The organism is Rhizobium phaseoli (assembly GCF_003985125.1).
Classification (GTDB): domain Bacteria; phylum Pseudomonadota; class Alphaproteobacteria; order Rhizobiales; family Rhizobiaceae; genus Rhizobium; species Rhizobium phaseoli.
On the sequence record NZ_ML133577.1, the window covers coordinates 1 to 19,904 of the forward strand.

Sequence of the window (19,904 nt, forward strand, 5' to 3'; positions counted from 1 at the left end):
TGGCGCGGCCAGCGCCACATCGCCGGCGGCCGCGCCACCGTCCGATGTGCTCTCTACATGGCAACGCTCTCGGCCATCCGCTGCAGCCCGACCATCAAGGCCTTTCACAAGCGGCTGCGAGACGCCGGCAAACCGCCCAAGGTCGCCATCGTCGCCGCCATGCGAAAGCTCATCATCATGATCAACACTATCCTCAAAAGACAAACGCCTTGGAACGAGCCGCAACAACACGGTTGCTGAGGCGCGGAAGCCGAAGGCTGGAGCCTCGAAGGGCGAGGCGGGAGCGCCAACCTGGCGGCGCCACCCTCTTTACTTGGCAGGCCGATCAACTGGCAGCTTACAACCCTTGCTCATGCCGGCGGACTGCATGGCGGAAACCTTGCCTTTTGATGCGGCAATTTCGCCTTCCTTGTCTCCTCCGGCAACGCTGCCGATCGGGACGCCGACGAGAAAGACGCCGAAGGCATCGCCGTTCGCCGCGCTGATCTGCTGCTTCGACAAATCGTCCAGCTTGGCGCGCTCCTTCTTGAGTTCGCCAGCGAGAGCTTCGCAGCTAAGGTTCGTATAAGCCGCCATTGGAATATCGACCTGAACGATGGCGTCAGGACGTTTGGCGCAGCCGGCGAGTGTCGCCGTCGCCGCGAATGCGATAATGATCTTTTTCATGAATGGTCCCCAATTCCCGTAATAGCTGTAACATTGCCGCCCGCAATGCGGGAGACGACCATACCTTCAACCACAGACTTTTTATTTTCCCACTCGAGAACCGATTGCTAACTCTTTGCCGGCATTCCGCGCCCAACATTATTCACCAATCCGAACGATTCATTCGTTTCCCTTTTGTACTCTTTGCCTCTTCCCTTTCGCGCTGACTCTCTCCATATTCGCGCCATGGCCAAATCTCCGAAGAAATCCCCCGCCCCGAATGGCTTCGAGGAAGCCCCGCAATCGTCTTTTGAGGGAGCCCCTCTGTCCGGCTCGGTTGCCGATTGGGTGAAGCAGCTGGAGGCCGATGCGGAAGCCTCGGGCGTCGAGAGCCAGCGCGAAATCGCCTCCAAGGCCGGCAAGCACCGCAAGGCGGTGGAAAACCAGGCGCGCAAGCATTCGGAGGCCGTCAGTGTCAACAAGAAGGCGACCGCGAGCAAGACCGCGCGCGGCGTCTCGATCGGCGGCTCGACCGATCCGAAGACCCGCGCCGCCGCCGGGCTCAACCCGGTCGCCGGCCTCGATATCTCGCTGGAGGATGCCGGCAATATCTCGCCCGGCGGCGTCACCGCTACGGTCGAGGCGCTGTCGAAGCTGATCGAGAGCGGCAATCCGCTGCACAAGAACGGCAAGATTTGGACACCGCACCGCCCTGCCCGCCCCGACAAATCCGAAGGCGGCATCCGCATCCTGATGAAATCGGATTACGAGCCGGCCGGCGACCAGCCCACAGCCATCCGCGACCTCGTCGAGGGGCTGGAGAATGGCGACCGCAGCCAGGTGCTGCTCGGCGTCACCGGCTCCGGCAAGACCTTCACCATGGCCAAGGTGATCGAGGCGACGCAGCGCCCGGCCGTCATCCTGGCACCGAACAAGACGCTGGCCGCCCAGCTCTATTCCGAATTCAAGAACTTCTTCCCCGACAATGCGGTGGAATATTTCGTTTCCTACTACGATTATTACCAGCCGGAAGCCTATGTGCCGCGCTCCGACACCTATATCGAGAAGGAAAGCTCGATCAACGAGCAGATCGATCGCATGCGCCACTCGGCGACGCGCTCGCTGCTCGAACGCGACGACTGCATCATCGTCGCCTCGGTCTCCTGCATCTACGGTATCGGCTCGGTCGAGACCTATACGGCGATGACCTTCCAGATGTCGGTCGGCGACCGGCTGGACCAGCGCCAGTTGCTGGCCGACCTCGTTGCCCAGCAATATAAGCGCCGCGACATGGATTTTACCCGCGGTTCCTTCCGCGTGCGCGGCGATACGATCGAGCTCTTCCCCGCCCACCTGGAGGATGCCGCCTGGCGCATCTCGATGTTCGGCGACGAGATCGATGCCATCACCGAGTTCGATCCGCTGACCGGCCAGAAGGTCGGCGATCTGAAATCGGTGAAAATCTACGCCAATTCGCACTATGTCACCCCGCGCCCGACGCTGAACGGCGCCATCAAATCAATCAAGGAGGAACTCCGGCTTCGCCTCGCCGAGCTGGAAAAGGCCGGCCGCCTGCTGGAAGCGCAGCGCCTGGAACAGCGCACTCGCTACGATATCGAAATGCTCGAAGCCACCGGCTCCTGCCAGGGCATCGAGAACTATTCGCGCTACCTCACCGGCCGCGACCCCGGTGATCCGCCGCCGACTTTGTTCGAATATATCCCCGACAACGCCCTCGTCTTCATCGACGAAAGCCATGTCACCGTACCGCAGATCGGCGGCATGTATCGCGGCGACTTCCGCCGCAAGGCGACGCTGGCCGAATATGGCTTCCGTCTGCCCTCCTGCATGGACAACCGGCCGCTGCGCTTCGAGGAATGGGACGCCATGCGCCCCGACACCATCGCCGTCTCGGCCACCCCCGGCAGCTGGGAGATGGAACAATCCGGCGGCGTCTTCGCCGAACAGGTCATCCGCCCGACCGGCCTGATTGACCCGCCGGTCGAGGTGCGCTCCGCCCGCACCCAGGTCGACGACGTGCTCGGCGAGATCCGCGAGACCGCGGCCAAGGGCTACCGCACGCTGTGTACCGTGCTGACCAAGCGCATGGCCGAGGACCTGACCGAATATCTGCATGAGCAGGGCGTGCGCGTGCGCTACATGCATTCCGACATCGACACGCTGGAGCGCATCGAAATCATCCGCGACCTGCGCCTCGGCGCTTTCGACGTGCTCGTCGGCATCAACCTGCTGCGCGAGGGCCTCGACATTCCCGAATGCGGCTTCGTCGCCATTCTCGACGCCGACAAGGAAGGTTTCCTCCGCTCCGAGACTTCGCTGATTCAGACGATCGGCCGCGCCGCCCGTAACGTCGACGGCAAGGTCATCCTCTATGCCGACCAGGTCACCGGCTCGATGCAGCGCGCCATGGACGAGACCGCGCGCCGCCGCGAAAAGCAGATGGCCTATAACCTCGAAAACGGCATCACGCCGGAATCGGTCAAGGCCAAGATCTCCGACATCCTCGACAGCGTCTACGAGCGCGACCACGTCCGCGCTGACATATCCGGTGTCTCGGGCAAAGGCTTCGCCGACGGCGGCAATCTCGTCGGCAACAACCTGCAGGCCCATCTCAACGCGCTCGAAAAAAGCATGCGCGACGCCGCCGCCGACCTCGACTTCGAAAAAGCCGCCCGCCTGCGAGACGAAATCAAACGCCTCAAAGCCGCCGAACTGGCGGTCATGGACGATCCGATGGCGCGCGAAGAGTCCAAGGCAATGGAAGGCATCAAGCGGAACGCCAAGGCCACCCGCGAGTCCCTTCTCCCCGCCGGGGGTCCGGAGGACGGGTCGAGACAACCGGCTCGACCCCAGTCGGTGCCCGACAGGGCGGCGGATGAGGGGGCAACACCCTCCTACTTCTCCAGGCCCTCCCTCGACGACATGGGCCCAGGCACCGACACGACCACGCCCCTCTTCCGCAAACCCGATCTAGATGAAATGGGCCGCGACCCCACCACCCCCGCCGGCAAGAGCCTCTTCCGCAAGAACGACCTCGACGAGATGACAGTTGGCCGCACCGAAAAACCGGTGATCGGCCGCGTGCCGGAGAAGCCGGATGCCTCAAAGAGTACGAAGCGCTTCTCGCCGCTGCTGGAGGGACAGCCGGAACGCGATGACGGCGTGCGACCGGTGGCGCGTGGCCGCGTCGGCGCCGGGAGCTATGAGGAGCCGGGCGAGCAGAAGCGCAAGGGCCGGACGAAGGGGAAGACCGGGCGGCCGGGGCGGTAGCGAACGCAGACCGTTTGGTGCGTAGAACGCCGGGTAATCGGTACTCGGTAAGCGCTGTCTCGCTCCCACGTTGACCACGGTGCTTCTGCCTTTTCGAAGACTGCGTCGTGAAGGTGCGACGGCGCTTCGCCGCAACATCGGGCGTTCCGATAAGGTCGATCAGCGCTATTTTCGGGGCCGCATTGATGCCCACCACTTGTTCGAGATGCCGTTCAGATGGTCACGAAGCCCATCTTCAACATGCTCAGGGCTCCAAACAGCAGCGCATTCTAGGCGGTCGGCCTCTTCAAAGCTGAGCGGGGACTCGGCATTCGCGATCACATCATACGCTAAAATTCTGCCCGAAACCCTATCCTGCTTGAAAAACACCGCGCCGTCCAACGCGAACACCGTGGGTGGATCAACCTTTCCAACAATGGGCCATCGCCCGGACTTCGCAGCGCTGTCCATCACCCATAACTTGAAGAGAACCGCTCGATCCCGCACGTCTTGAACCGGTTCTTCACGTTCGAAAACACCGTCGAGAAAAGCGAACAGCGGATGTGTTAGGGCAACGGCGTGAAATCGCTTTCCGTTTCCAATGTCGATCCTAACGATATCGCCTCGCTTCTACTTTCTGCTTCTGACCATCGCGCCCTCGCTGTTCCAGCGGCACGTTTAGCTGGTCCCGAGAAGTCCGCAAAGGGCGATGGAAGCCTTCGGCACATATTACCAGCCAGATGATTCCACGGTGGGATGCGGAGAGGTGACCGGCCTCATGTCAAGGCAGAGAGGAGTTTGCCCGCCGCAGCGATGAAACCTATTGCGAAGTGATCGCAATCGGCAGAAAAAACCCAGCAAGCACCGCGACAAACAAACCGGTCCCATCCCATGCCCGAACTCCGCATTGACCCCTTCCCCTCGCCCGACGAACTCACCACACTCTGGTCCGCTGCGTGGAACACCCCCACCGTGCCGGACTTCTCTCGCATCCTGCCCCGCAGCCTCGCCCATGTCGGCGCCTATCACGACGGCAGCCTCGTCGGCTTTGTCAACGTCGCCTGGGATGGCGGCATTCATGCCTTCCTTCTCGACACCTGCGTCCGACCCGATATGCGCCGACAGGGCATCGCCACGCAGTTGGTCAGGGAAGCCACGGGGATTGCCCGCGAGCGCGGCGCCGAATGGCTGCATGTCGATTTCGAACCGCACCTTACCTCCTTCTATCGCGCCTGCGGTTTCCGGCCGACCGAAGCTGGCCTCATCAAGCTCGCCTAGTCTCGCCCTCACCCAAAACCATCCTCTCCTCGCCCTTCACCAGCGCAAAATAAATCCGCTCCACCCGACAGGCCGCACTCCTTGCGCTCGCTTCATACCCCGCCGCTGGCCAGCCGCGCCGGGGGCTTCCATCGGCCGCGATCAGCCAATACCAGCGCTCGCTTGAATCCATCAGGTCGATCTTGAAGATCCGTCCCATGCAGGCATCGCCGTCAAAGCCGATGAAATCGTCGCCGGGCTTTTCCTTCCAGGCGTGGCGCCATTTGCCCTTCGGCTTCTCGCCGCTGATAATCAGCTCCCAGCTCTTCCAGCCATTATAGTCCGATTGCGCGGTCAGCGAGCCGTCATAGGGCCTATGGTCGATCTGCAGGCAGCCTTCCAGAAACTCCGCCACAGAATGACAGAGGGTCGTCCACGCCTCGTCACTGTGCCGGGTCAGCTTGAAGGCAAGCTCGTCGGAGACATTCCTCAAGGCCGCGGCGATGGCGGAGGCGACGCCTTCCTTGCTTGCCGGTTCGCCGCGCAGGCTGATGCCGAGATAGGTGCAGAGAAATTCCGCCGTATCCCGCGCGATCGGTTCGATGACATGCAGGTTGCGGCGCTTGCCGACCTGATAGCCGCCGAAATCCCGGATGCGGCGCTGAGACTGTTTGCGAAGGGCATTGTTGAGGAACGATCGCAGGAGCGTTCCTATATCGTCTTGCATGCGTGGTCCTCTCCCCGTGAGGATGTGTTTGCCGCATGGTTTCGTAAAAGGCCCCCGCCCGAGCCGGTAATATCAGAGCCATTCCGGGCGCAAGGCGCCACGGCTTTGCCGGAACTGCGCTAGATCAGCGTCGGTTCGGGATCATCCTCGACCTCTTCGATGATCTCGGGCCTGTCGTTCTTCGGCGAGCCGACATCCCGGCCGATTTTCCACATCGTCATTCGTTCCACCGGGAAAGGTTTCATCAGATCGTTCGGGTCCGGCTCGGGAGACAGCCAGCGCTCGTAATCCTCGCGATGCAGGATAACGGGCATGCGATCGTGAATCTCCGCCATCATCGCGTTCGGCTCGCAGGTGACGATGGCGAAGTTGCGGATGGACACGCCATTGGCGTCCTTCCACGTCTCCCAGATGCCGGCGAGCGCGAAGGCGGAGCCGTCCTTCATGGCGATGGCATAGGGCTGCTTGTTCTTGCCGGTGCCGTGAATGTCCTTCCATTCGAAGAAGCCGTTGATCGGCACCAGGCAGCGGCGCGAGCGGTATGCGGCACGGGACATGCCATTGGAGCTGATCCCTTCGCAGCGGATATTGACCGGCGGCGGCCGGCCGCCTGGCTTGACCCAGGAGGGCATCAGACCCCATCGCGCCACCACGAACATCGGGCCTGACGTATCGGGTTCGCGCACAATGTCCCGGATGATAATAGGATAGTCCTGCGACGGCGCGCCATTCCAGCGAGGGAAGCGATTTCCAAGCCCATCAATATCCCCGCCCTTCACGGCAAAGGGAAAATTGCTGATCAGTTCTTCAAGCGATGTCTTGACGAAAATGCGTCCGCACATAGGGCCCTCGCTGCCGACAGAAGATTAGATGTTCTTATTATGTTCCGGAACGAGGCCCGGTCAACAAAGCGTCAGTTGTGTGCTTGCCGGAATGCCCCTCCCGCCGGGGACCGGAGCGGCAGGCCGATTGCCGATCTTACTAAACTGAAGCGCGCCGGGAAGAATAGTTTCGCACCACCCGGAATCGGCGGGGCCGGCGGCCATGCGGACACCCTCCGAAAATGCCGCTCCACGTCGACGCCGGTTTCGGCTATGATTCTCCACCCATCCGCGGAGAGCCTGCATGCGTCTGCCCACCTTCATCCTCGCCCTCGCCGTCTCGGCTTTCGCAGCCCTGCCAGCTCTGGCGGAGACCTACAAGACGCCGAAAGCGCTGCTCAAGGCGCTCTACAGCTACGACACCGACAGAAGCGACGCCGAGGCGCCCTCGCCCTATTCGATCTTCTTTTCCGATCAGCTGAACAAACTTCTCAAGGCCGATCTCGACAACACGCCGGAGGGCGACGTCGGCGCGGTCGATTTCGATCCTGTCATTGCAGGCCAGGACGGCGAAGCCAACAACGTCCGGATCGGCCAGCCGATCCTGCTGGACGACAAGGCCGAGGTGGAAGTGCAGTTCGAAAACGGCGGAGAGATAACGCTCTTCTATACCCTGGTGCGCGAACACGGCGGCTGGAAGGTTGACGACATCGCCAATCAGAAAGGGGATGCTCCCTGGAGCCTGAGCGCGCTGCTGGGGGATGCGCAGTAGGCGGGGGCAGACCCAGGCGCGCCGCCCCTCTCGTCAGAGAAACGTGCTGGCATGCGGTATGCACCGAGCGCGAGCAAAGAGCAATGCAGGGTTGTTGCGCGCCATGTTGTCCCGTTTCGGCACGCCGATCCCGCTATGGCACAGCTGTGCAAGGATCTGCTAACTTTTGGTCAAGTATCTGAATCTTCGGCATTTCCTGTCACGATAAGCGGCATGCCACAATAATGGCGCTTGCATTTTGACCGAAATGATGGCACCAATCCACCTACTCGGGCATTTGCATGCCGGTGACTGGACTGATGTGGCAATCCCTTCCATTACGGAAGGAGACGCGGGAATACCCGCCTGCGTAGACGTTCTTTCCCCGTACGTGACTTCTCCGACTGACCCTTCGTCCCCTCGATTCGGGGCGAAAGCTAAAGCCGTCCGCTTCCCCTCGGGGGCGCGGATACTACACAGACTAAGGGAAAAGGACGATCCCAATGGCCACCAAAGGCACCGTAAAATTCTTCAACCAGGACAAGGGTTTTGGTTTCATCACGCCGGACGGGGGCGCAAAGGACGTTTTCGTCCACATCTCCGCGCTGCAGGCTTCTGGCATCCAGTCGCTGCGCGAAGGCCAGCAGGTTACCTTCGACACCGAGCCGGACCGCATGGGCAAGGGCCCGAAGGCCGTCAACATCTCGGCTTCGTAAGTCGGACTTCCGCTTTCTGCGGCATGAACGGCGCTCCGCAAGGGGCGCCGTTTTTGTTTGCGCTTGCGAATGAACGGGCTCTGATCCACGGTAATATGGTTGCGATGCGGCCAGCCAGACACCCCGGCGCTGTCCCTATTGGAGACAGTCATGAGTGCTGTGATTTCTGCATGCGGCCAATTCCGCTACAGGCTTGAAAGAGAATGCTGCGGGCCATTCGAAGGAAGCAAGGTCTTCGCATATTTTGGAATCAACCCAAGCACTGCGGATGCCACGTTTGACGACGCCACCGTCCGCAAATGGCGCGGCTTCACTATCCGGAACGGCGGACATCGTTTCATCGTCGGGAATGTATTCAGCTATCGCGCAACTGACGTGCGCGAACTCGGCACCGCCGATGTTTGCACGGGAGAAGGCCATTTCGAACACCTCGACCAGATCATTGCTGAAGCTGATGTGTTGGTTCCGTGCTGGGGTAACTCGGATAAGGTGCCGAAGAAACTTCGCCCCCTTATCGTGACGATGCTACACAACCTCCGCACAAGCGGTAAGCCGGTTTTTCATTTTGGACTCACCGCTAGCGGCGACCCTAAGCATCCGCTAATGCTCGGCTACGACACGCCGCTTGTGCAGTGGTGCTAATCACCTGAATACTTTTCTGTTTTCTAGACTCTTCTACCCTCATTTGCTATACGAGCGGTCAAAATCCCGACAAACCGCTCATGTAGAAAATTTGTGGCAACGACGCCGACAAAGGGCGTCGGGACAATCACCCTCTAATATAAAACGGCGCTTAAGTGACTGAGTTTAAGAATGTTTTCGCAGTAGCGCCGATGATCGACTGGACGGATCGGCATTGCCGTTATTTCCACCGCCAGATCAGCCGGCAGGCGCTGCTTTATACCGAGATGGTGGTGGCTGACGCGATCATCCATGGCCCGCGCGAGCGGCTGCTCGGCCATGATGCTGCGGAACATCCGCTGGCCCTGCAGCTCGGCGGATCGGATCCGGCCAAGCTTGCCGAGGCGGTGAGGATCGCCGAGCCTTATGGCTATGACGAGATCAACCTCAATGTCGGCTGCCCCTCCGACCGCGTGCAATCGGGCACCTTCGGCGCCTGCCTGATGCTGACGCCGGAGACGGTGGCCGGATGCGTCACGGCGATGAAGGCGGTTTCGACCGCGCCGGTGACGGTGAAATGCCGCATCGGCGTCGACGAGCAGGAACCGGAAGAGGCGCTACCCGCGCTTGTCACGCGCGTTCTCGATGCCGGCGCCGACGCGATCTGGATCCATGCGCGCAAGGCCTGGCTGAAAGGCCTGAGCCCAAAGGAAAATCGTGAAATTCCGCCGCTCGACTACGAGATCGTCTACCGGATGAAACAGCGCTGGCCCGACGTCTTCATCGGCATCAACGGCGGCATCCGCACGCTCGACGAGGCCGCCGACCACCTCGCCCATGTCGACGGCGTCATGCTCGGCCGGGCAGCCTACCAGAATGCGGCGGTGCTTGCCGATGTCGACCACCGCTTCTTCGGCGCGCCGGCGGCCGAACCCGACTGGCCGGCGCTATGTGAGCGGATGATGGCCTATGCCGAGCGCCATATCGCCGGCGGCGGCCGGCTGCAGCACGTGGCCCGCCACATGGTCGGCCTCTTCACCGGCCTGCCCGGCGCCCGGCGCTACCGCCAGATCCTCTCCACCGACGCGGCAAAAAACGGCGCCGGACCGGAGGTGCTGGCGGCGGCCTTCGCGGCAGTGGATTTTTCCGGGACGGAGCAGGAGGCCGTCAGCGCCTGACATGGCCTTATCTCTTCGTCGCTACCTCCGCATGCGCTTACCGTCTGACGAAATCTGCCACGGCTTATGACCGCGCCATCGGCCGCAACGTCTTCTTCTCGATCCGGCCGGCCACCGAGAACACCAGGATTTCCGTTTCTCCGCCGATCCTGCTGCCATCCATCAGCCGGACAATATCGTCGACGCCGCCGACCGGGCTGGCGTCGATGGCGAGAATGTAATCGCCCTCCTGCAGCCCGCCCTTTGCCGCCGGCCCTTCCGGCTCGACACGCCGGATGCGGACGGAGGTCGTCTGCACTGTGCCCGCTGCGAGCGCAACCCGGCGCGGCAGCACGATCGTGTCGCCTGAAATACCGATGAAGGCGCGCCGGACCTGGCCGTAGCGGAGGATTTCCGAAACGACGAAATTGGCCGTATTCGATGCCACGGCAAAGGCGATACTCTGCGCGCCCTGGATCACGGCGGTGTTGACGCCGATGACCTCGCCGCCCGAAGACACCAGCGGCCCGCCGGAGTTGCCGGGATTAAGCGCCGCGTCGGTCTGGATGACATCCTCCATCAGCCGGCCGCTTGCCGCCCGCATCGAGCGGCCGAGCGCCGAGACGATGCCGGCAGTGACGGTCCATTCGAAGCCCAGCGGGTTTCCGATCGCGATCGCGATATGCCCCCGGCGCAGGCGCTGGGAGTCGCCGAGCCTAGCCCAGGCCCCGGTGCTCGCATTGGCCCGAACAAGAGCAATATCGGTATCGATATCGCGGCCGAGCACACGCCCCTCGGTGATGAATCCGTCCGGCGTCGTAATACGCACGAGCTTGGCGTCGTCGACGACATGGCTGTTGGTGATAACAAGGCCATCGGGCGAAACGGCAAAGCCCGACCCGTGCCCCTGCCGGCCTCCCACCCGCTCGATCCGGCTGACCGCCGGCCCGACCGTGTCGACTGCGGCTGCGATCGATTGCGAATAGGCATCGATCAGCGCCCCGTCATTCTGGGGCGCGATGTCCTTGTCCATGAAACCCATGATCTGATCCTCTGGCGGCAGCAACGGCCGTCCCGCCGCCGGCAAAGCAATCGCGATTGCGATCGTTTGGCCATGGCGCTGTTGTGAGAATTAGATGGTTGGGCGTCGATCCGCGTTCAAGTGAGCGCCGGCAGAGCCCGCGTCCCGGCGCAACAGGAGGAAACTGAACCTAACCGGACGGATAATCGAACTACCTCGACAGATATATTGAACGAATGGAAATAAAATGGCTCATTGCTTATATCCGCTGGCATCTCGGCCGCGGTCCGCAACCGAGATGCGGGCGGCCAGAGGAATGTTGGCAGTGCGAAGCAGCTTGGCAACGGGCGCCATGTCCCGTTGCCGTGCCATCGGAGAATGGGCGACAAGCATGAAGACAGACCTACCAAACCCCTGTCATATCAATAATATAGAATAATACGCTCAATAAGCACATTAGCATATCTTGAGCCGATTTTGATCCCCGCAGGGTGGGTCTCAGGCCCTGGGACGTAACGATCCTCCTGGCCTTGCCGATCCCATCTGCAACCGTCTGTCTTAGTCCAACCAACCAATCAAGGAGTCATGACATGAGCACAGTCACAACCAAGGACGGCGTCGAGATTTTCTACAAGGATTGGGGGCCGAAGACCGCCCAGCCGATCATGTTCCACCACGGCTGGCCGCTGAGCGCCGACGACTGGGACGCTCAGATGCTGTTCTTCCTCGAGAAGGGCTACCGCGTCGTCGCCCATGATCGGCGCGGCCACGGCCGCTCCACCCAGGTCGGCGATGGCCACGACATGGATCATTACGCCGCCGATGCGTCAGCCGTCGTCGAGCATCTCGATCTCAGGAACACCGTGCATGTCGGCCATTCCACCGGCGGCGGCGAAGCGACCCATTATGTCGCCCGCCACGGCCAGCCGCAGGGCCGCGTTGCCAAGCTCGTCATCATCGGCGCCGTGCCGCCGCTGATGGTCAAGACGGATGCCAATCCCGGCGGTCTGCCGATCGAAGTTTTCGACAGACTGCGCCAGCAGCTCGCCGCCAATCGCTCGCAGTTCTATCACGATCTGCCGGCCGGCCCGTTCTACGGCTTCAACCGGCCGGGCGCGAAAGTGTCGGAACCGGTCATCAACAATTGGTGGCGCCAGGGCATGATGGGCGGCGCCAAGGCGCATTACGACGGCATCAAGGTGTTCTCGGAGACCGACTTCACCGAAGACCTGAAGATCATCACCGTGCCGACCCTCGTCATGCATGGCGACGACGACCAGATCGTGCCGATCGCCGATTCCGCCCTGCTCTCGTCCAAGCTGCTGCAGAACGCCACGCTCAAGGTTTACGAGACACTCCCGCACGGCTTGTGCACCACCCATGCCGATATCGTAAACCCCGACATTCTCGCCTTCGTCAAGGGCTGATGCCGGGCCGGCGGGCGCTAAAGCGTGTCGCGATCTTTCAGATCCGCTTGTCACGCTTTAGGTCTTTGTTTTTACGCATGTCTTTATCGCAAAACCGCAGCACACTTTTGCGAGACATGCTTTAACGAGGCGCCCGCCGGCCATGCCGTTTTCCGGCAAAACGGCTTTCGCATGAAACCGTTTTCGCCGATTTGCGTTTAGCGGCCATGAAAAGAGAACGCGAACCCTCATCAAAGGCTTATCGGCAGGATCGTTTTGAAAACACCGAGCGAGCCGCCAAGGAAACCATCGAGGCGGAGCAGCGGGCTCGCCGCGAAAAGACGAAGCGGCTGAAAGAATTGCGCTTGTCGAAGCAGGGCGGCAAGGACCCGGCACCGAGGTAAACCTAGCCCAATGCCATCAACCCGCGCATCTCCATGCCCTCGCCTGCGTTTCGCACGCCCTGTTTTCCAACGCGCTTTGAAGCGGCGCCCTGGTTTTTCATTTCGGACGTTCGCCCATCTTGCAGAGCGAGGTCTGCGAAATTATCTTTTTCGCAATAGCGATTCACGGCATCGAAAAAGGGCTGATTGCGATGTCAGACAAGCTGTTCAGCACGCGTGACGAACCGCTCGCCTCGGAGGACCTTGCTGTCTGCAGGCGTGTCCACGAAGCGCTTTGCAGGGGGCTCAATATCGACAGGTCAGGCGAGGAAGCCGATCGTCTTGGCGCCCTCATCATCGAGCTCTATCGCCAGGGTGTGCATGATGAGACCCAGCTTCGCCTGCTTGCCGGCGGGAAACGAGGCTGACCGGGCACGTCATGCCATGCCCGGCGGCCCCTTCTTTTCCGCGCCTCTGACCTTCCTCGCCACGATCGAGATAGGATCGACCTTTTTCCGATGACGCCTGCTTGGCGCGCGATCAGAGGCCGGTGGTGTCCGTGCTCGTCGGCGCCGAGGTTTCAGTCGGATCGATGGCCGGCGTGGATTCGGTCGTTCCCGATACTTCTTCCGAGCTGCCCGTGTCGGCTTCCGGCGTCTCCGCAGTCACGGCAGGATCAGTCGTGTCGCTACCCGCGGCCGTATCGCTGGTCTCGGTTTCGGTTCCGTCCGCAGGGGTTTCCGCCGCCGGAGCCTGCGCCGCGATGGTCTCCCGCATCTGGTCAATCGTGCCGACCGCCGTGCCGACGCCAAGCGTATCCTTTGCCCAGCTCAGGGCCTCAGGACTGACCATGCCGGTCTTGGCGGCGGAAGCGAGCGCGGCGGCCAGCGTGGCGTCGCCGAGAGCGGGATCGTCGGCCGGCGGTGCAGCCCCGTTAGCCAGTTCGTACTGCGCATAGGCGGTGGCGAATGCCGAGATCGCCGCCATCCGCGGATCCGCCGTATTCATCAGGGCATGGAAGTTGCGTTTGAGCGAATTGAGACCGGCGAGCTCGGCCGCAGGCTTCTTCGCGGTCTTTGCCGCAGGGGCCGAGGCGACGGTCGTCTTCTTGGCCGAGCCCTTCGTGCTGACGGTCTGCTTGGCCGACTTCGCGTTGCCAGCGCTCTTGGCGCTACGGCCGTTTTCGGTCTTGCCGCTGGAATGAGCGCTGCCCTTGCCACTGCCGCCGCTGTTGTTGCCGCCGCCGCTATGGCTTCCGCCGCTGTTGCCGCTGCCGCTTCCGCCGCCGTGGCTGCCACCGCCGCCGTTGCCGCCGCCTCCACCGCCTCCGCCGTTGCCACCGCCGCCGCCGTTGCCGCCCTTGGCGAACGCCGGCGAGAGATCGGTGGAAACAATGGTGAGGGGTGAAAGCGCAACTGTCGTCGAGAGACAGAGAACGCCGAGAAGCCTGGAGAGCCGCATGATAATCCTTCCGCACTGGAGTGCCGTTGCATCAGGATTGAACCAGCAAGCTCATAAAGATCCAATTGAGCAACTGCTTTCAATTTGAACTTCTTGCCGAATATTTCGGCGAGAAAGGCCTTCATCATTCCCAGAATGAAACTAAGTCCCTGCCCTTGCGTTATCCCCCCGATACATTCGTTTACCCAAGGTGAGTGAAATGAACAAATTCGCCATCATTGCCCTGTCGATAGCGACGGCCTTCTCCGGAATGCCGGCTTCGGCAGGCCCCGTCTTTGTGCCAAGCGCGGAGCAACAGGCAGCCGCGCAGCCAGTCCCCGGAGGTGGCGAGGCCAGGATCATCACGGTCGGCTGCAATAACTTCACGAACTGCCCGGGCCAATTCGGCAACAACGAGGACTGGTACCGCAAACGCCACCACTACCGAGACCGCAGCTATTATCGCGACCACGACTACTATCGTGACGACCGCTACGGCTGGGATCGCCGCTATCACCGGCGGTATCACCATCATGACAATACCGGGGCCATCATCGGCGGCCTGGCAGCCGGCGCGCTGATCGGCGGCATCATCGCCTCGCAGCCCCGCGCCTATAGTTCGAGCGGCTATAGCTCGCATGCCGAATATTGCTATGCCCGCTATCGGTCGTACCGCGCCTACGACAACACCTACCAGCCGAACTACGGCCCACGCCGCCAGTGCCGGTAACCCAGTCACCCGGCACGGCAGCTAGCCCCGCATGAGATGCGGGGCTTTTTGCTGCGCGACGGAACGAGCCTGCCCCACTTTCCATTGCCTCTCCGCCATGCTTGTCTTCTCCGGATCAGAACCGGTCGCATGGAGCGAGGTGATCGATGACATCAGCAGACACCGCAAAACCCGCCGGCCGCGTGGCCCTGCTGGCGCCGGATCTCGAAAACCTGTCCGGCTTCGAGGCAGCGCTTTCCGCCGGCTGGTCGCCCGATCCGCGCCGCGCCGGCGACGAGGCCTATATCGGCGGCGAACTCCAGCGGCTGCGCCGGGATAGGGCGAGCTTCCTCGACAATCTCGTCCAACCTGCCGCATCGGTGCCACCGCTCACCAACCATCTGTTCGGGGTCTGGGACGGCGAATTCTGCGGCGGCATCGGCCTGCGCTTTCAGCCCGGCGCAGAATATCTGCCGCCAGAGGTATCCGGCCATGTCGGCTATTCCGTCGTGCCGTGTAAGCAGCGCAAAGGCCATGCGACAGCCGCTCTCGGGCTGCTGCTTGAGGTGGCCGCACGGCATGGCCTCGCCCGCCTACTCATCTTCTGCAACGAGGATAACCACGCCTCCAGGCGCGTGATCGAGCGCAATGGCGGGCAATTCTTCCTGCGAGGCCCGCATCCTTCCGACACGCCCGAGCAAATCAAATTATATTTCTGGCTACATCCCGCCGCCATCTGACAATCCCTTCACACAGCAAAAGACGGACGGAGCAAGGCCTGTCGACCTTTGCCCCGCCCGCCCCGTCAGCCCAGGAGTGAATCACTCCGGGAGTGTTTCACTCCAGGATGAGTCGCTCCCGGAGTGACGGCACCACTCCCTCGGGGTTAGGGCTGAGCGTTCGGTTGGTAGACGGCGGCCGGCTTCGGCTTCTTCTCCGTCCATTGCGGCGGCGCGCCATATTTGGCGGCGACGGCGCCGACCAGCCCGGGCTCGCGGCCGAAGGCATCGCAGGCGACATATTTCGGTTTGCCGCCGAGCCAGGATTTCATCCGCTGGCCGGAAGGAAGGGAAATATCCAGCCCCTTCGGCTCCTTGCGGGCAATCAGGATACGGGAAAATTCGCTGCTGAACTTCGAGGCAAGGCCATAGGCGTCGCCCACCTCGGAAACGCGCGGCTCGTTCTGCAGCGAGTTCGCTCCGCGCGACCAGACCATCGCCGCCCGCTGCACGCCGGAGCCGTCCACTGCCTCGGCCTCGACTGCCAGCCCGCCGAGCCCAATCGGCAGGCGCGGCAGGCCGACCGGCAGCGCGAAGCCGCTGCCGACGGTCACGACGGTCGAAACGCCGGCCATCGCCTTGTTGGTCGGCACGATGTCGGTGACCACGGAGCGGATCGTCAGGTCGGCCGGCTCGCCCGGCGCCACCATCTTGTATTTGTCGCTGAGCGAGATGCAGAGCGCCCGGTCAAGCGCATTCGCCACCATTGTCCGGTCGGCCGGTGACTTGATCCGGGTGGCGGCGCTGAAGGCAAAGGTCGTCGGCGCAATGGCGACCGTCTTCGCCGGCGCAAGACCGGCGCCATCGACATAGATGCGCGATTTCTGAAGCTTGCCCTTGGGCGGGCCGAGATTGGAATAGGAAGAAAGCGTGCCCGCTTGCTTCAGCGGCACCGTGCTGCATCCTGCCGCAGCCGCCGCAAGCGCCAGCGGCAGGGCAAGAGAAAAAAGCTTCGAAACCCGCTTCGAAAAGGATGAAGTGAATGGATTGCTGCGCACTCTGTCTGGCCTCCATCGCCGATGATCTCTGGCAAAAGTGGCGGCCAAGAATTGCCGCAGCATTACATCTTTCCCGCGCCGTCAAAGCCGGATTGCCACCTCGGTGCCGGCGTCTCGGCTCTCGATGCTGACTTCGCCGCCATGGTTTGCGGCGATCTGCTTGACGAGACTGAGGCCGAGCCCTGCCCCCGTGCTCTTCGGCGTGACGCGATAGAACGGCTCGAACACCAGCTCGCGGTGCTCGGCCGGAATGCCCGGCCCCTCGTCGGCCACGCTGATCCGCCCGCCGCCGGAGGCCGACACGGAGACCGTGATCATGCCGCTCCCGCCGCCATGGTCGATCGCATTGCGCGCGAGGTTGCTGACCGCCCGCGGCAACGCCGAGGGGCTGCCCTTGCGCTTCAGGCTCTCGACCTCGCTTTGGAATGAGATCTGGTAGCCGGCGCCGATCGCCAGCGGCGCGAGATCGGCAACGACGGAGCGGGCAATCTCGACGAGATCGACCATTTCGTGGAGATCGGTCGCCTGGTCATTGCGCTCGAAATCGAGCAGCTGTTCGGCCGTCTCCGCCAGCCGCGCGACGTCGTCGAGCAATCGCCGGCGGTCCTGCCCCTCCGGCGTTCCGTCGATCCGGGTCTGCATGATCGCGATCGGCGTCCTCAGCTCATGCGCCGCATCGATCAGGAAGTGTTGGCGTTTGCGGTACTCGTTCTCCAGCCGGTCGAGCGCCTCGTTGAAGGCGATCACCAGCGGCGCGACCTCCCTCGGAATGCCGTCAAGTGGCAGGCGCGCATCGTAGCGGCGGGCGTCGATTTCGGAGGCCTTGCGGGCAACCTCGCTGACGCTGGCAAGACCCCGCCCGACAATCCTGGGGACGGCGAGAAAAACCGCCGGCAAGGCAATGGCAAACAGCGGCACGTAGATCGGGTAAACCGCGCCCATAAGGGTCAGGACGGGCCAGCCCTTGTCGGCGACGCCGCCGAACAGAACCCTGAGCTCGCCAATGCCGGTCTCCACGCTTTCGACCGAGGCAATTTCGTTCGTGCCGACCGATCCCCGGATATCGGCCCCCTCGAACAAATAGGTCAGACGTGCAAGCTCGGTGTAGGCTGGCGGAATGGTCCCGTAGGAGACGAAAGAACCGTTCGTCGTCGCGGCGACATACCAGAGCCCGTCATATTGCTGCTTGAGCGCATCGAGCTCCGGCGTATCCCTTATCTCAAGCCGTCCTTCGGCATCGAGCGCAACGGCAGGAGCCAGCGCCGCGGTAACATGATCCTCCAGCGCGACGTTTGGAGAAAGGATCGTCGCGCCGTAGAAGCAGAGCCCGATGGTGACAGCCGTCACCACACCGACGAAGACCACACTGAGCTGCCAGCTGAGCCGCCACCAGAGCGAAGGGTTGATCTTGCATTTTTCGCCCATCATTCTTCCCTCAGGAGATAGCCGACGCCGCGGATATTATGGATCGAAACTTCGGCGCCGGCCTCGGCAAGCCGCCTGCGCAGCCGCGAAATATGCGCATCGAGCGCGTTCGACTGGATTTCCTCTTCGTAGTTGTAGACCGCCGCCTCCAGCGTCGCACGCAGCACGGTCTTCTCCTTGCGCTTGGCAAGGGCCACCAGCACCAGCAGCTCGCGTCGGGGCAGATCGAGCGGCGCGTCATCGACGGTTACGCTGAGATGCAAGGGATCGATGACCATCCGCCCGGCGGTGATCTTGAGTTCGGCAAGGTTCGGCGGCCGCCGCAGCACGGCTCTCAGCCGCGCCATCAGTTCCTCCACCAGAAACGGCTTGCCGAGATAGTCGTCGGCGCCGAGATCGAGCCCTTCCACCCGCTCCTTCGGCTCGTTGCGCGCCGTCAGCACGATGATCGGCGTTTCCCTGCCCGTGCGCCTGAGCTCCGGAATGAAGCGCAGGCCTTCACCATCCGGCAGGCGCCGGTCGAGCAGGATGGCGTCATAGAGATTTTGCTGCGTCAGCTCGACGGCATCGGCCAGATGCGCGGTGTGATCGGTCACGATCCCATGCTTGCCGAGCGCCGCCGATAGCGCCTCGGCCAGCTCCTTCTCATCCTCGATCAGCAGAATCCGCATCGCCCACCCATGCCTTGCGCCCCAGTATCGGCCGCAAGGGTTGCAGCAACATTGCGGAGCTTGAAAGGCAGCGGTGGTCATGCTGCCGCAATTGTTGGGGCCGAGGGTGAGCCATCGCAATCTCAGGACTTCAAGATGATCCGCCTAAAATCGATCCTCCGCATCCTCGAAACCTACCTCCTCTCCGCCTTCATCCTCGCCAGCCTGCTGGCCGGGCCGCTGATCATATTGGTCGTGAGGTAGGGATGAAGCTCAAGCCAAGGAAACGATAACGACATTGAAGATTGACCGGAATTGGCTTTTCCGGCCAGCAAAGGCGTGCCGTGCGGCCCCCTCATCCGACCCTCCGGGCCACCTTCTCCCCACTGGGGGAGAAGGGGAGAATGCCGCTTGGCCAGCGATCCTATCAAATAGAGTGCCTTGAACAGACGCATCGTTTGGGCACAGTGCCCAGGCCTTGCTGCCTCTTCTCCCCAGCGGGGAGAAGGTGGCCCGAAGGGTCGGATGAGGGGGCTGCACGGCACACCATCCAATATCGCCCTTGGCTTACGCTGCCCCCGCCGCCATTCTCTCGCGCACCTCCAGAAACGCCGCCGTCAGCCTCGCCAGCACCGGCGAGGTGACCGTCCCATTCGCCCCGCCGACCGGATCGACGATGTGGATCTGCCGGAGATCCTCCATGAATTCGTCCCAGAGCGGCTGGCCGCCCTCCTCCAGCAGCTCGGCGCGAATGCTCAGATCCTCGCTCACCGGCAGGTGACGTCGTCCCCAGGCGCCGATCATGGCGAGAACGGGCACGAGCTGGATTGCCGGCTCCGTCAGGCTGTAGATTGCCTTCTGGCTGTGGCTCGGATCGTCCCGTTTGCTGATGAAGCCGAGCGAGAGCAGCCGCTTCAGCCGCGCCGCCAAAATGTTGGAGGCGATGCCCTCCTCCGAATTGTTGAGCAGATCGCGGAAGTGCCGGCGGTTGCCAAACATGATATCGCGAACGATGATCAGGCTCCACCGGTCACCCAACACCTCCATCGTCAGGTTGATCGGGCAGCCGGACCGCAATTCAATATCCACGAAGCATCTCCTGTAAAAACCAGTTGCATTATAGGATCA

20 protein-coding genes and 1 pseudogene are annotated in these 19,904 nt (G+C 62.3%); 11 read left to right on the top strand and 10 right to left on the bottom strand.

Annotated elements, in window-relative coordinates; genetic code table 11:
- Positions 1-240 (top strand): annotated as a pseudogene (locus tag EFD56_RS20365) (IS110 family transposase); the annotation flags it as partial.
- A 69-nt stretch (positions 241-309) separates the two neighbouring features.
- On the opposite strand, the gene EFD56_RS20370 reads toward EFD56_RS20365, so the two are convergent.
- On the bottom strand, positions 310-666 hold the full coding sequence (locus EFD56_RS20370; RefSeq protein ID WP_126906075.1) for a lipoprotein: 357 nt from the start codon (positions 664-666) through the stop codon (positions 310-312).
- 225 nt (positions 667-891) lie between these two features.
- Between EFD56_RS20370 and uvrB the strand changes: the two genes are divergently transcribed.
- Complete coding sequence (uvrB, locus tag EFD56_RS20375; protein WP_126906076.1) at positions 892-3,936, top strand: excinuclease ABC subunit UvrB; 3,045 nt, start codon at positions 892-894, stop codon at positions 3,934-3,936.
- Between the two features lie 165 nt (positions 3,937-4,101).
- Here the strand turns inward: uvrB and EFD56_RS33590 are convergent, their stop codons facing one another.
- Positions 4,102-4,533 carry an Imm26 family immunity protein gene (locus EFD56_RS33590; RefSeq protein ID WP_342635159.1) on the bottom strand — a complete coding sequence of 144 codons (432 nt, stop codon included), beginning with the start codon at positions 4,531-4,533 and terminating at the stop codon, positions 4,102-4,104.
- A gap of 273 nt (positions 4,534-4,806) precedes the next feature.
- Between EFD56_RS33590 and EFD56_RS20385 the strand changes: the two genes are divergently transcribed.
- The gene (locus tag EFD56_RS20385) at positions 4,807-5,193 is read left to right on the top strand and encodes a GNAT family N-acetyltransferase (protein WP_064827828.1); all 387 of its coding nucleotides are present in this window, start codon (positions 4,807-4,809) and stop codon (positions 5,191-5,193) included.
- Here EFD56_RS20385 and EFD56_RS20390 read toward each other — a convergent pair.
- Both EFD56_RS20390 and EFD56_RS20395 read right to left on the bottom strand, forming a co-directional pair.
- The gene (locus tag EFD56_RS20390; protein ID WP_126906077.1) at positions 5,180-5,899 is read right to left on the bottom strand and encodes a hypothetical protein; all 720 of its coding nucleotides are present in this window, start codon (positions 5,897-5,899) and stop codon (positions 5,180-5,182) included. The two genes, EFD56_RS20385 and EFD56_RS20390, sit on opposite strands and share 14 nt — an antisense overlap.
- 119 nt (positions 5,900-6,018) lie before the next feature.
- Positions 6,019-6,741 (bottom strand): SOS response-associated peptidase, encoded by a 723-nt coding sequence (locus EFD56_RS20395; RefSeq protein WP_126906078.1) that lies wholly within the window; start codon positions 6,739-6,741, stop codon positions 6,019-6,021.
- A 283-nt stretch (positions 6,742-7,024) separates the two neighbouring features.
- Here EFD56_RS20395 and EFD56_RS20400 point away from each other — a divergent pair, with 283 nt between their 5' ends.
- From EFD56_RS20400 to dusA, 4 genes are all read left to right on the top strand, one after another.
- A complete protein-coding gene (locus tag EFD56_RS20400; protein WP_126906079.1) occupies positions 7,025-7,492 on the top strand; it encodes a DUF3828 domain-containing protein in 468 nt (155 codons plus the stop codon).
- 482 nt (positions 7,493-7,974) lie between these two features.
- Positions 7,975-8,187, top strand: a complete 213-nt coding sequence (locus EFD56_RS20405; RefSeq protein WP_003540801.1) for a cold-shock protein — start codon at positions 7,975-7,977, stop codon at positions 8,185-8,187.
- Positions 8,188-8,337: 150 nt separating this feature from the next.
- Positions 8,338-8,829, top strand: coding sequence for a DUF1643 domain-containing protein (locus EFD56_RS20410; RefSeq protein WP_126906080.1), 492 nt, complete (start codon positions 8,338-8,340; stop codon positions 8,827-8,829).
- Positions 8,830-8,984: 155 nt separating this feature from the next.
- On the top strand, positions 8,985-9,986 hold the full coding sequence (dusA, locus tag EFD56_RS20415; RefSeq protein ID WP_126906081.1) for a tRNA dihydrouridine(20/20a) synthase DusA: 1,002 nt from the start codon (positions 8,985-8,987) through the stop codon (positions 9,984-9,986).
- A 64-nt stretch (positions 9,987-10,050) separates the two neighbouring features.
- Here the strand turns inward: dusA and EFD56_RS20420 are convergent, their stop codons facing one another.
- A complete protein-coding gene (locus tag EFD56_RS20420) occupies positions 10,051-11,007 on the bottom strand; it encodes a S1C family serine protease (protein ID WP_126906082.1) in 957 nt (318 codons plus the stop codon).
- A 569-nt stretch (positions 11,008-11,576) separates the two neighbouring features.
- Here EFD56_RS20420 and EFD56_RS20425 point away from each other — a divergent pair.
- On the top strand, positions 11,577-12,413 hold the full coding sequence (locus EFD56_RS20425; RefSeq protein ID WP_126906083.1) for an alpha/beta fold hydrolase: 837 nt from the start codon (positions 11,577-11,579) through the stop codon (positions 12,411-12,413).
- A 574-nt stretch (positions 12,414-12,987) separates the two neighbouring features.
- Positions 12,988-13,203 carry a hypothetical protein gene (locus EFD56_RS20430; RefSeq protein WP_085743651.1) on the top strand — a complete coding sequence of 72 codons (216 nt, stop codon included), beginning with the start codon at positions 12,988-12,990 and terminating at the stop codon, positions 13,201-13,203.
- 112 nt (positions 13,204-13,315) lie between these two features.
- Here the strand turns inward: EFD56_RS20430 and EFD56_RS32695 are convergent, their stop codons facing one another.
- Positions 13,316-14,236, bottom strand: a complete 921-nt coding sequence (locus EFD56_RS32695) for a hypothetical protein (RefSeq protein ID WP_164736850.1) — start codon at positions 14,234-14,236, stop codon at positions 13,316-13,318.
- 199 nt (positions 14,237-14,435) lie between these two features.
- Here EFD56_RS32695 and EFD56_RS20445 point away from each other — a divergent pair, with 199 nt between their 5' ends.
- Both EFD56_RS20445 and EFD56_RS20450 read left to right on the top strand, forming a co-directional pair.
- A complete protein-coding gene (locus EFD56_RS20445) occupies positions 14,436-14,945 on the top strand; it encodes a BA14K family protein (protein WP_126906086.1) in 510 nt (169 codons plus the stop codon).
- Between the two features lie 146 nt (positions 14,946-15,091).
- The gene (locus tag EFD56_RS20450; RefSeq protein WP_126906087.1) at positions 15,092-15,664 is read left to right on the top strand and encodes a GNAT family N-acetyltransferase; all 573 of its coding nucleotides are present in this window, start codon (positions 15,092-15,094) and stop codon (positions 15,662-15,664) included.
- 146 nt (positions 15,665-15,810) lie between these two features.
- On the opposite strand, the gene EFD56_RS20455 is transcribed toward EFD56_RS20450, so the two are convergent.
- From EFD56_RS20455 to EFD56_RS20475, 4 genes are all read right to left on the bottom strand, one after another.
- Positions 15,811-16,701: a DUF3313 domain-containing protein gene (locus tag EFD56_RS20455; RefSeq protein ID WP_245440617.1), complete on the bottom strand. Its 891-nt coding sequence runs from the start codon at positions 16,699-16,701 to the stop codon at positions 15,811-15,813.
- A gap of 81 nt (positions 16,702-16,782) precedes the next feature.
- Entirely contained in the window at positions 16,783-18,126 is a 1,344-nt protein-coding gene (locus EFD56_RS20460; protein WP_126906165.1) for a sensor histidine kinase, read from the bottom strand.
- Complete coding sequence (locus EFD56_RS20465; RefSeq protein ID WP_126906089.1) at positions 18,126-18,797, bottom strand: response regulator transcription factor; 672 nt, start codon at positions 18,795-18,797, stop codon at positions 18,126-18,128. The genes EFD56_RS20460 and EFD56_RS20465 overlap by 1 nt, the downstream gene beginning before the upstream one ends.
- A gap of 546 nt (positions 18,798-19,343) precedes the next feature.
- A complete protein-coding gene (locus EFD56_RS20475; RefSeq protein WP_064818470.1) occupies positions 19,344-19,865 on the bottom strand; it encodes a winged helix-turn-helix transcriptional regulator in 522 nt (173 codons plus the stop codon).
- Between the last annotated feature and the right edge of the window lie 39 nt (positions 19,866-19,904).

Excerpts from the sequence above, each read along its gene's own strand:
- EFD56_RS20405 (WP_003540801.1), top strand. The coding sequence starts at position 7,975 with ATGGCCACCAAAGGCACCGTAAAATTCTTCAACCAGGACAAGGGTTTT.
- EFD56_RS20425 (WP_126906083.1), top strand. The coding sequence starts at position 11,577 with ATGAGCACAGTCACAACCAAGGACGGCGTCGAGATTTTCTACAAGGAT.
- EFD56_RS20385 (WP_064827828.1), top strand. The coding sequence starts at position 4,807 with ATGCCCGAACTCCGCATTGACCCCTTCCCCTCGCCCGACGAACTCACC.
- EFD56_RS20410 (WP_126906080.1), top strand. The coding sequence starts at position 8,338 with ATGAGTGCTGTGATTTCTGCATGCGGCCAATTCCGCTACAGGCTTGAA.
- EFD56_RS20460 (WP_126906165.1), bottom strand. The coding sequence starts at position 18,126 with ATGGGCGAAAAATGCAAGATCAACCCTTCGCTCTGGTGGCGGCTCAGC.
- uvrB (WP_126906076.1), top strand. The coding sequence starts at position 892 with ATGGCCAAATCTCCGAAGAAATCCCCCGCCCCGAATGGCTTCGAGGAA.
- EFD56_RS20450 (WP_126906087.1), top strand. The coding sequence starts at position 15,092 with ATGACATCAGCAGACACCGCAAAACCCGCCGGCCGCGTGGCCCTGCTG.
- EFD56_RS20445 (WP_126906086.1), top strand. The coding sequence starts at position 14,436 with ATGAACAAATTCGCCATCATTGCCCTGTCGATAGCGACGGCCTTCTCC.
- EFD56_RS20420 (WP_126906082.1), bottom strand. The coding sequence starts at position 11,007 with ATGGGTTTCATGGACAAGGACATCGCGCCCCAGAATGACGGGGCGCTG.
- EFD56_RS20400 (WP_126906079.1), top strand. The coding sequence starts at position 7,025 with ATGCGTCTGCCCACCTTCATCCTCGCCCTCGCCGTCTCGGCTTTCGCA.
- EFD56_RS20395 (WP_126906078.1), bottom strand. The coding sequence starts at position 6,741 with ATGTGCGGACGCATTTTCGTCAAGACATCGCTTGAAGAACTGATCAGC.
- EFD56_RS32695 (WP_164736850.1), bottom strand. The coding sequence starts at position 14,236 with ATGCGGCTCTCCAGGCTTCTCGGCGTTCTCTGTCTCTCGACGACAGTT.
- EFD56_RS20390 (WP_126906077.1), bottom strand. The coding sequence starts at position 5,899 with ATGCAAGACGATATAGGAACGCTCCTGCGATCGTTCCTCAACAATGCC.
- EFD56_RS20430 (WP_085743651.1), top strand. The coding sequence starts at position 12,988 with ATGTCAGACAAGCTGTTCAGCACGCGTGACGAACCGCTCGCCTCGGAG.
- EFD56_RS20465 (WP_126906089.1), bottom strand. The coding sequence starts at position 18,797 with ATGCGGATTCTGCTGATCGAGGATGAGAAGGAGCTGGCCGAGGCGCTA.
- EFD56_RS20370 (WP_126906075.1), bottom strand. The coding sequence starts at position 666 with ATGAAAAAGATCATTATCGCATTCGCGGCGACGGCGACACTCGCCGGC.